Annotated in this window: 9 protein-coding genes; 6 read left to right on the top strand and 3 right to left on the bottom strand. The window is 40.3% G+C overall.

Annotated features, from left to right (window positions below):
- The 3 genes from A9970_RS14270 to A9970_RS14260 all read left to right on the top strand — a co-directional run bounded on the left by A9970_RS14270 (window position 1) and on the right by A9970_RS14260 (window position 6569).
- Entirely contained in the window at window positions 1–999 is a 999-nt protein-coding gene (locus A9970_RS14270; protein WP_159729782.1) for a fasciclin domain-containing protein, read from the top strand.
- A 100-nt stretch (window positions 1000–1099) separates the two neighbouring features.
- Window positions 1100–4351, top strand: coding sequence for a carboxypeptidase regulatory-like domain-containing protein (locus tag A9970_RS14265; RefSeq protein ID WP_182982777.1), 3252 nt, complete (start codon window positions 1100–1102; stop codon window positions 4349–4351).
- Window positions 4352–4412: 61 nt separating this feature from the next.
- Complete coding sequence (locus tag A9970_RS14260; RefSeq protein ID WP_182982776.1) at window positions 4413–6569, top strand: IPT/TIG domain-containing protein; 2157 nt, start codon at window positions 4413–4415, stop codon at window positions 6567–6569.
- Window positions 6570–6709: 140 nt separating this feature from the next.
- Here the strand turns inward: A9970_RS14260 and A9970_RS14255 are convergent, their stop codons facing one another.
- From A9970_RS14255 to A9970_RS14245, 3 genes are all read right to left on the bottom strand, one after another.
- Complete coding sequence (locus tag A9970_RS14255) at window positions 6710–7447, bottom strand: metallophosphoesterase (RefSeq protein ID WP_182982775.1); 738 nt, start codon at window positions 7445–7447, stop codon at window positions 6710–6712.
- A 192-nt stretch (window positions 7448–7639) separates the two neighbouring features.
- Window positions 7640–8401 (bottom strand): SDR family NAD(P)-dependent oxidoreductase, encoded by a 762-nt coding sequence (locus A9970_RS14250; RefSeq protein WP_182982774.1) that lies wholly within the window; start codon window positions 8399–8401, stop codon window positions 7640–7642.
- A 93-nt stretch (window positions 8402–8494) separates the two neighbouring features.
- The gene (locus A9970_RS14245) at window positions 8495–9409 is read right to left on the bottom strand and encodes an AraC family transcriptional regulator (RefSeq protein ID WP_182982773.1); all 915 of its coding nucleotides are present in this window, start codon (window positions 9407–9409) and stop codon (window positions 8495–8497) included.
- 166 nt (window positions 9410–9575) lie between these two features.
- Between A9970_RS14245 and A9970_RS14240 the strand changes: the two genes are divergently transcribed.
- Genes A9970_RS14240 through A9970_RS14230 form a run of 3 tightly spaced genes read left to right on the top strand, consistent with a single transcriptional unit; the run spans window position 9576 to window position 11021 of the window.
- On the top strand, window positions 9576–10001 hold the full coding sequence (locus A9970_RS14240; RefSeq protein ID WP_182329893.1) for an organic hydroperoxide resistance protein: 426 nt from the start codon (window positions 9576–9578) through the stop codon (window positions 9999–10001).
- 3 nt (window positions 10002–10004) lie between these two features.
- Window positions 10005–10373 carry a DUF1304 domain-containing protein gene (locus A9970_RS14235; RefSeq protein ID WP_145327696.1) on the top strand — a complete coding sequence of 123 codons (369 nt, stop codon included), beginning with the start codon at window positions 10005–10007 and terminating at the stop codon, window positions 10371–10373.
- Between the two features lie 12 nt (window positions 10374–10385).
- Window positions 10386–11021, top strand: a complete 636-nt coding sequence (locus A9970_RS14230) for a nitroreductase family protein (RefSeq protein WP_182982772.1) — start codon at window positions 10386–10388, stop codon at window positions 11019–11021.
- Window positions 11022–11058: the final 37 nt, after the last annotated feature.

The raw sequence follows: 11058 nt of genomic DNA, 5'->3' as shown, positions 1-11058 counted from the left end.
ATGAGACGACATAATTTTAGTTATAGCAAGTGTAGCCTATTTTTGCTGGCGATTAATCTATTATTTGCTTGTAAAAAGGAAGAAAACGCGACGAGTTTTGATAATAATAAGGTCAATTTAGTTGTTGCTGATAATTTTAATTTATCGGTATTTAATGCTGCATTGCGTGTCAGTAATATGGATAAGGAGTTGCAAAAGGGCGAAGGTCCCTATACTTTGCTGGCTCCATCCGACAATGCCTTTGGAAAGGCGGGTTATCCAACTGTCGTGAGTATGTTGTCTGAACGCGCAGCGATAGTTTCTAATATCGCTAATTATCACATACTGGATGGAAAATATGAGCTCAATAAGCTTCCTTTTCTGTTCAATCAGGAATTGAAAACACGTCGCGGTAAGGTTTATGCCACACATTGGGTAAAAGGAGCTGATACAGTACTGACACTGAATGGAGCACGTGTATTGACACAAAATTTGCCTGCATCTAATGGACTGATTCAAGTGCTCGACCGCGTTATGACTCCTTATGTACATGACAAGATTGTGGATGCTATCAACGCAGATGCGAGTATCAGCATATTTGCTCGTGCGATAAAAAGGACCGGCATTTTATCCGAAAAAACAAATCAGGGAGCCTATACAGTTTTTGCACCAAATAATGCTGCAATGACTCTGCTGGGATTTCAATCCGTGCAGGATGTGGAGCTGGCCAATTTAGACGATCTGAAAAAATTAGTCCGCTATCATATTCTCCATGACCGTCGTTTTGTGTACGACTATATCTTGAGTACGGGTAATACAAATATGTCTAAGCAAACCATGCTAGATGGTAACAGTGTAGACATTAAGTTGGTTCCAAATACCAGCTCTCCGGGCTCTTTTAGCGGTATAACACTTCGGGGTTTGGGAAATACAAATGATGTCTTATTACAGAAACAGGATATCCTTACCGGAGATGGGGTACTACATATTGTTGATCAGGGTCTACGGCTAACACAGTAATAAGAAGATTTATCTAACGAATTAATGAAACATAGCAATGAATAGATATCAATATGACAGTATATGCATAGGAAGATCAACCATGACTTTCTATCCTATAATGTCAATACTAAAGCTAATTTTACTCTTTTTGTTTCTTTTGCAAGCGCTCAATTCTTTTGCGCAGGAAACTTCGGGTACAATTAACGGAAAGGTGCAAAGTAGCAGTGGAACTCTTGTGGAGAAGGCGACCGTTACTGTGATACACACACCAACGGGGACCCGTTATGTGCAATCGACCGATAAAGATGGACGTTTTACTTTAAATAATATTCGTATTGGAGGTCCATATACAGTTGATGTAAGCAGCATTGGATTACAAACAGAACGTAAAGAAAATATATTTGTGCGTTTGGGAGAATCCTTGCAGACTGATTTTATTATGCAACAGCGTAATGAAACACTTAGCGAGGTCATTGTGACTGGCCGGAAAGCTGATACAAGGGCAGGGACAGTAGGGACCGGAAATCATTTCAGTGGCGAGCAAGTCAGGAATATGCCTACAGTCAACCGTTCTATTACGGATGTAACTCGGCTTACCCCTCAAGGAAGTCGCGACAACAGCTTCGGTGGTACAAATTTCAGGTATAATAATGTCACGATAGACGGTGCCATCAATAATGATGCAATAGGTTTTAGCCCCTCTCTTGGCGGACAAACGGGGACCTCAGGAATGGCGGGGAGCAGTACAAGAACAAACCCCATATCAATAGATGCTATCCAGGATATGCAAGTATTTTTGGCTCCCTACGATGTCAAGATCGGAAATTTTACAGGCGGTTCGGTCAATGCTGTCACTCGAAGTGGTACAAACCAAGTTGAAGGTTCGGTTTACGCCTATGGACGGAATGCCGCATTAACGGGTAAGGACCGTGTGGGAACTTTGGGGAAAATGAATAAAGATTTTTATGATTATCAAACAGGTTTCCGAATAGGATTTCCTTTAATAAAAGATAAATTATTCTTTTTCAGTAATGAAGAGTTTACCAGGCGTCAAGATCCTACGCAGTTGCGTGTTGGAACTATCGAAACAGCTCATATCCTAGAACAGCGTGATGTAGAAGCAATAGCCGAAGCTGCTCGTTCTCGTTATGGTGATATTTTTAATATTGGAACCGCAGGTAATTATACAAATTGGTCCCGGTCAACCAAGTTTTTCAATCGTTTAGACTGGAATATAAATGCCAAACATCAGTTGGCAATCCGTAACAATACAATCTTTAGTAAGGCAACTCACATGGATCGGGATCAACAGGATTTTCGGTTCAGTAGTATGGCCTTTGAACAAGAGAACAACCAAACAAGTACCGTTGCAGAATTGAAAAGTAGATTTAGTAATAATCTTTCTTCCAATATTGTGTTGGGATATACACAGGTAAATGATCGACGTGACCCCTTAAGTGATCCTTCCTTACCTCAGGTACAGATACAAGGACGTACACCGGGCACAACAATTTATCTTGGAACTGATCGTGAAGCTAGTATATTTAACATGCGACAAGGTACCTGGGAGATTACGGCCAATCTAAATTGGACAAAAGGTAGGCATAAATTGTTATTTGGAACACATAATGAGCTTTATCGCATTCGGTATGGGTTTGTTAATAGTTGGAATGGTCGGGTTGATTACAATAGTATTGCAGATTTCGTCGCGAATGTTCCGTATCGTGTAAGAGGAAGTTACAACTATAAGGATAATTCCCGTTCTTACATTTTGGATCATCCCGCTGCTAACTTCTCTGTTGATATGTATAGTCTCTACATTCAGGATGAAATCCGTATAAATGATCGTTTCCAAATCATACCTGGGCTCCGTGCGGATTTGGCAGCTTTGCCAACAATGCCGACACGAAGTGATAAAGTCAATGACATGTGGTCTGACCCTACTTTTGGTACAACCTACACCTATACACCACCGAATCGGTTAAGAAATGAGTTTCTAAATAGGATACAGTTGTCTCCGAGAATTGGCTTTCGATGGGAGGCAATGGACAATAAACAACTGACTGTCCGGGGGGGCGCTGGTTTGTTTACAGGGCGTATACCGTTTGCTTGGTTGGCTTATGCATACTATAATACGGGTAACAGTTACGGTGCTTTCGATCAAAAAGCAGATCAGAAACCATTTGCACCTGGGTCTGATCCTATAAAGCCAAGTCCGAATGGAATAGGTGAGTTTATAGCGCAGAATGGCGCTGTCATTAATGATCCAAGCACCGGAAAAACACAGGTTGATCTGGTCGATAACAATTTTGTACTGCCGCAGGTGCTGCGGTCCAGCTTGGGTATAGATTACAAAGTTGAAAGCTGGAAATTTACGGTTGAAGGCATTTATACAAAGAATATTAAAGATGTTCTATTTCAGCAGCTGAACAACAAGGATAACCCATTATGGTATGGGTATGACGTCAATAAACAACAACCTGTTTATAGCGGTACTGTGGATAATCGTTTCTCGAATGTATATCTTCTGAGTAATACCAATCAGGGGTACCGCTACAGTATAACAGGGACCATTGGGAAAACGATCAAAGAAAAATTGAATGCTACACTGAGCTACACCTATGGAGAATCAAAGGATTTAAGTAATGGCGTACGTAATTCTATGGAAAGTAACTGGCAACTGAATCAGTCACTTGTCCCTAATAATCCAAAGTTAGCTTACAGCAATTTCGATATCCGTCACCGTATCGTTTCGAGTATAAATTACGAACAAACTTGGCGTAATGCAGGACGTACGAATTTTACCTTGTATGTCAGTGCGCAATCTGGAAGTCCATTTACCTATGGTATCGTCAATAACAGCATACAAGGCTTGCCACAGCAAGTAAGTTTGGTTTATATTCCAAGACCGACGGAAGCAATTCATTACTTTAAAGATCTTGCAAATGGTCTTTCTGCTCAGCAGCAAGCAGATGCTTTTAATCGGTTCATTGATGGTAATGATTATCTGAGCTCCCGTAGGGGTGATTTTACAGAGCGTAATATGGGACGTACACCATGGAATGTACAGGCAGATCTTCGAATTGCACATGATCTCTTTCTTCAGAAGTCAAAGAAACAATTTATAACATTTTCGGTGGATGTTATGAACTTGACTAATCTAATCTCCAAGAAATGGGGTATTCAATATTTTTCACCCAATACATTTAATTCGACGAGTAGTGTGGGCCTTACCCCATCATTATTTCCGCCGAGGCAAAATGCTGATAGCTGGCCCGTATTTACCTTTAGTGATCCTGGGCAGCCTTATAGCATCGATTATTTTAACTCAAGAGCACAAATACAATGTGGGGTTCGATATACATTCTAGTTTGGTCATTTGGGAAAAACCTAAAAGGATAGCGGATATATAGTTATAAGAATTTATTCCAATGAAAAATACAATTAATCTAGTCATCATATCTATATGGATGGCTATTGCGACGATCGGTTGCAGTAAAAAGGAAGAATTGGTCGATAAAATTCCGGCTAAAGTGGATAGTTATTACCCTAATTCTGGTAAAGCTGGCACACTAGTTACGATTGAAGGACAGGGCTTCAGCGGGGCAATTACAGAATTTTCTGCAACAGTTGCAGGGAGTTCGGCAGAAGTGATTAGCGCTACTCCAACATCGGTTGTTTTACGTGTGCCAAAAGGTGACAAAAGTGGAGGAATTGTCTTGAAGTATGGAAGTAATAGTTTTGATGTTGGTACTTATACCTATCAAGATCTTTCAGTCTCAAAAATTTTTCCGACAAATGGTACAGGAGGCACCCAGCTACGGATTGATGGGGAGGGGTTTGGTAGTACAGATAAACCTGCAGAAGTCTATGTTAATGGCAAAAAAGCTTTGGTTGTAAGTGTTACAGATAAAATAATCGTTGCAGAAATTCCCGAAGATGCGGGGTATGGTGCTGTAGAAGTTCGTGTGGATGGTAAAAAGTCGCAAGGACAGAATTTTACTTATCAGGTCGTCCGCAGTATTAAACCATTAACAGGTGGGGCGGGAACCAAAGTTACCCTAACGGGTGAAGGCTTCGAAAAAGTCAGTTCGGGGAACATCGTTGATTTCAATGGAAAGATCGCGGTCGTATTGGAGTCTAGTCCTGAAAAAATTGTCGTAGTGGCTCCAGCTGGCGTCAGTACAGGACTTCTATCCGTGAATATCAATGAACAGAAAATTTCAGGTCCGAAATTTACGGTTGTAGGCAAGCCTGAAATCGGCGCAGTTTCTCCTTTGAGTGGCCCAAAAGGGGCTGAAATGACAATAAGTGGGCTATTGTTTAGTAAAGAACTTGACGAAAATCAGGTTTTTATAAATGGAAAGCAAGTTGCTGTTTCTTCAAGTAGTGAAAATCAGCTTAAGTTGATCATCCCTGGAGGAACTGGATCCGGAAAGGTAAGGGTTGTAGTCAACGATCAATCCGTGGAAGGACCACAGTTTAAGGATCAGACGCTTGGTATTCGTTCTATAAGTCCAGACAATGGTTTGGCGGGAACAAGTGTAACCTTATTGGGAACTGGATTTAGTACAAATGCTGCCGAAAATAGGGTTTATTTTAATGGTGTTTTGACCCCTGTGACAAGTGCTAGTGAGAATAAGTTGGTTATGGAGGCACCACAGGGTGTTGCAACAGGCGAGGTAAAGGTAATCGTTGGCGGTCAGGATGCTTTAGCACCGCAACCGTTCCGTCGCGCAGGTGTAATGACATTCGTAGGGGGGCCAGGAAGTGCGGTATTCGGCAATAACCTAGCTGGAATGGCAATTGATCCGCAGGGAAATTTATATGTCGCAGATCCAGAGAATAAACAAGTTAAAAAGGTATCCCCGACTGGAAGTGTATCTATTTTGCAGGTAGATGGTGCCAATGCTGTATTCGACTATCCTACAGGAATAGTTGTTGACCCACAAAACAATATTTATGTCAGCGATCAGCGAACAAATCAGATCTTTAAAATTACACCTGCGGGCAAACGCACTATACATGCAAAAGGATTTTCTCCGGGTTCAATGTGTTTAGATCTGTCAGGGAATTTATATGTCGCAGTAGCTGGTTTTGCGCAGGGTATAAACAAAGTCAACGTGGCTGGAAATTATACTAAGGTACCTGGACCTAGTTGGGTAATGGCTAAGCCCTTTGTGGATAGTCAAGGAGTTTTGTATTATTCGGATCAGAATACGAGCAGCAATAACGGGATCGAAATTGTAAGACCGGGTGATGCACGTGGGGAACGTTGGGTTGGAGGTTCGGATGCGGGCTATCAAGATGGGATTGGAACGAACACATATTTCAACGGAATAGGCGGTATCACAGCAGGATTAAATAACAGATTGATTGTTGCCGATAACTACAATTATGCTATTCGGGAGGTCAATATGTCGACACGAGAAGTGATTACTTTGATAAAGGGAACGAATGGATATGTGGATGGGACTTTATCGACAGCACGGTTTGGTCTGATAAAAGATGTGGTAGTAGATAAAGATGGTAATATCTATCTTCTGGATGTTGGTAATAAAGCTATTCGGAAACTGTTTCTGAAATAACAATTGTACATAAATCCCCGATGCAATCGTATTGTTTTTTTAGGAGATCCTCTCTTTGAAAATAATGCGGAGTATGTGTCGGGGATTTTTATGTTAAAATTGAAAGGACACCTTTAACTATTGAGGCAAATAGACAATGATTAAAGTGTATTATTCGCAAGTAAGAAGTCTCCGTAGAAATCGGGGATATTGCTCTCGTAAATTGCATTTGCGACAGCTGTTATTGGGTAATCTACTTTAACGATCTCGGCATTAATTTCTTTATCAGATAAGGTTATTATTGCGTAGGTCGCTTTTCTGTCTTTTTCTTTACTACGCCCGACTGAACCACCATTGATAAACAAGACGTCTCCATCCTGTTGAATATAAGAATGGTGTGTATGCCCCATCACCAGAATATCGATTGCTCTTTGCTTTAATTGAGTCGATAGAGCATGCTTTGGAGTTGATTCATGGATGTACTCGTCGTTGCTTTGAAGGCTCGCGTGCACAAGCAGTATTTTCCTGAGACTCGTTCCAAGCTTGAAGGTTAGTTCAATGTTGTAGGGTAATGTTGCTAACCACTTTTTATGAGGGGCTGATATCTCCTTCTTGCTTATGTTGATGGCGATTTCCCGATTTGAAGCCTCTATTACATCATGGTGTGGTAAAGGGATAATGGCTTCGTCAAAAGCAATTCTCTGGTCATGGTTTCCTAGTAGACATGGAATGTTTTTTTCTTGTATTCTGTTAATGACTTCATTCCCCCAGGGAGCGAAATCAACAAGATCACCTAAGCAGTAGATTTGTGTTAATCCTCTGTTTTTGATATCCGTTAATACCGCATCCAATGCAATTAAATTGGCATGAATATCACTTATTATAGCAAGTTGTATCATATTCTTATGCTACAAACATAATCATTCGGGTAATCAGTCAACGTACAATTTATGAGGTAAGGAAGAAAATGATAATAGCATTATAATTTTTAGGCTAAAAGGGGAGAAATTGGTTGAAATTGGTGAAGAAATACTTTAAAATAAGCACATAGCTAATAGCCTCAGATATGTGCTTATTTAGGTGGTATGTTACTAAAGATTCATTCCGCCGGATACCTCAATACGTTGTCCGTTGATCCATCTTGCGTCTTCGGTACAAAGGAAGGCAACCACACCGCCGATATCGTCAGGTACACCAGCACGTCCTAAAGCTGTAACAGCTGCAATATGCGCATTTGTTTCTTTGTTATCCCGCACATGCCCGCCACCAAAGTCTGTCTCGATTGCACCGGGAGCGACAACGTTTGCTGCAATACCACGGGGACCAAGTTCTTTGGCAAGATACCTCGTCAATACCTCGATTGCTCCTTTCATCGAGCCATAGGCAGATGATCCCGGAAATGCAAAACGTGCGAGACCAGAAGAAATATTGATAATACGTCCACCATCGTTCAAATAGGGAAGAACTTTCTGCGTGAGAAAAAATACCCCTTTATAATGGATATTATAAGCTATATCGAATTGCTCTTCCGTAGTTTCCATGAAAGGGGCGTATAATGCTGTTCCGGCATTATTGATTAGGAAATCGAAGTTTGGTTGTCCTGTTTCTTGTTTTATATGCTGTGTAACTCGTTCGATGAAGAGATCAAAAGACTGCACATTACCTGCGTCTAATTGGAATGCGGCAGCCTTTTGTCCCAAAGACTGTATATGTGAAACCACATGATCTGCTTCTTCTCGATTACTGTTATAGGTTAAGATGACATCGATTCCTTTTTTCGCAAGATTAATTGCCATGTTTCTACCTAAGCCACGACTTCCGCCTGTTACCAAAGCTATTTTATTTGTAGTCATTTTTGATTTGTTTTAAGATTCAACAACACAAAGGTCCTTTAAAAAGACGGATTCTCCTTTGCAATAAGCAAATGGATATTTGTAAAATTCAAATTATAACGTTTGAGAGCGGAAATTGTTTGGTGCCAAACCTGTCTGTTTTTTGAAAAAATTTGAAAAGTGGGCTATCTCTTCAAAGCCAAGTGAAAATGCGATTTCAGAAATGTTCCAATCGGTTTGTCGTAGCAATATTTTAGCTTCCTGTACGATCCTTGCGGCAATGACATGGCTTGTTGTTTTACCTGTATTTTCTTTTAGGGTTTTATTCAGGTGGTTGACATGTATGGCAAGCCGTTCCGCAAAATCATTAGCTGTTCGTAGTTGTAGGCGTTGCATTGGGGATTCAATGGGGAATTGCCTTTCTAGTAATTCTATAAATAGAGATGTGATTCTATTTGAGGCATTAGACGTTGGATTCGTCATACTCTTTGGCTGGAGTTTTTGCCCATAGTGGATAATTTCCAGTACATAATTTCGCAGTAGATCATATTTAAAGACGTAATCTGAAGATAGCTCTTTATTCATTTTTAGAAAAATTTCCTCTACTTCAATTCGTTGCTCAGGTGATATTTGAAAAATAGGAAGTCCTCCAGGTTGAAAGATCGGCAGATCATCTATGATCACACCACTTTTATTCCTTGCTAGAAATTCATCGGTGAAAACACAAAAATAACCTCTTTGATCTTCGTCCTTTGGTATCCAATGGTAAGGAACTTTCGGTGTGGCAAATACAAGCGCGGATTCATCAATTTCGATTACCTTATCGGCATATTCGGCTATGTTTTTCCCTGTGATTAAGCTTATTTTGTAGTAGGTACGCTTATTGTAGGGCATGACCGGTTTGTCTTTTAATTTAGCCGCAAGCTCCTCAAAGCTGAATACATTAAAATGACCAATTTCTCTTGCTATTTCCTTTGGAATACCGGCATTGATCTCCTGATAAAACTGTTCTATGGAAGTCGTTTTCATTTAAAATCTATTTGCAATAATCAAATGTAATTGTTTTATATTAAATTCAAAACTTACGGTGATATCTTTGGATTTCGCTATTCTCATCTTAATGTAAATTGCAATATTATATTTTGCACAATATAATTTCTTGATATACATTTGTGCAGTCAAAACAAATTAAGATATGAAAACGTTATATAACATCGGCGCGACAGCCAAAGGAGGACGAAACGGTCAGGTAACAAGTGAAAATGGTGTACTGGATTTAGCGGTTCGCATGCCTAAAGGTCTTGGTGGAGCAAATGACGATTATGCTAACCCAGAGATGCTTTTCGCTGCCGGTTATGCCGCCTGCTTTGATAGTGCCTTGAATTTGGTGATCAGATCAGAAAAGGTAAAAACGGGAGAAACTTCTGTCACTGCTCGTGTGAGCATAGGGCAATTGGAAAATGGAGGCTTTGGTCTTGCAGCAGAATTACATGCCAATATTCCGGGAGTGAGTTTGGAAGTCGCCCAGCAATTGATTGAAAAAGCACATCAGGTTTGTCCCTACTCAAATGCAACAAGGGGTAATATAGATGTTAAATTGACTGTATCAACTAACGAATAATAGATGAATAACTTGGCTAATGTGCTGACAGCGCTCGTACTCTTAGAACATGTATACATTGTATGGATGGAAATGTTTGCTTGGGAAACTGCAGGAAAACGTAGTTTTGGCAAGGCTCTCCCTGCTGAGCTTTTCAAACCGACCAAAGGACTTGCCGCAAATCAAGGCTTATACAATGGTTTTTTAGTTGCGGGTTTAGCTTGGTCCTTTTTTATCAATGATCCGGTCTGGAGTGGAAATGTACGCCTGTTTTTTCTAGGCTGTGTCCTAGTGGCTGGGGTTTTTGGTGGAATCACAGCGAGCAAAAAGATATTTTTTGTACAAGGAGTTCCTGCATTGTTAGCAATATTATCCATGATTTTCTTAAAATAATTAAATAATTATATGTCACTAATAGAAGATTTAAAATGGCGTCATGCTGTGAAAGCATATGATCCGACAAAAAAAGTTAGTCAGGAAAATGTAGACAAAATCGTGGAGGCTGCTCGTTTTGCACCTACTTCTTCGGGCTTACAGCCATTTAAGATATTGATTGTTGAAAATCAGGCATTGAAAGAAGAATTGGCAAAAGGAGCACTAAATCCAGACTGTATGCGTGAATGTTCACATGTGCTTGTTTTCGCTGCATGGGATCGTTATACGGAAGAACGTATTGATAAAGTTTATGATTTTACAACGGATGAACGAGAACTACCTCGTGGACGTTTTGGTTCCTATACCGAGAAGTTAAAGTCAATTTATCTGAATGAAGCAGCAGAAAGAAATTTTGCGCACACGGCAAGACAGACTTATATAGCCTTAGGTTTGGCTTTGGCTCAGGCAGCTGAACTTCGTGTCGATTCTACCCCTGCAGAAGGCTTCGATAGCCATGTGGTGGATGCGGTATTGCAATTGGAGAAACACGGATTAAAAAGTGTCTCGTTAATGTATGTTGGTGTCGCAGACAGTTCCCGGGATTGGATTTCAACAATGAAGAAAGTTCGAGTACCCAAGGAAGATTTTGTTGTTGAGTACAAATAGTTGATTACTGTTTTTCAATCCCTTAAAAACTCAATAT

Source organism: Sphingobacterium sp. UME9, assembly GCF_014170215.1.
GTDB lineage: Bacteria > Bacteroidota > Bacteroidia > Sphingobacteriales > Sphingobacteriaceae > Sphingobacterium > Sphingobacterium paramultivorum.
The sequence above is the reverse complement of the archived record's forward strand: the minus strand, read 5'-3'. Positions and strand labels throughout refer to the sequence as shown.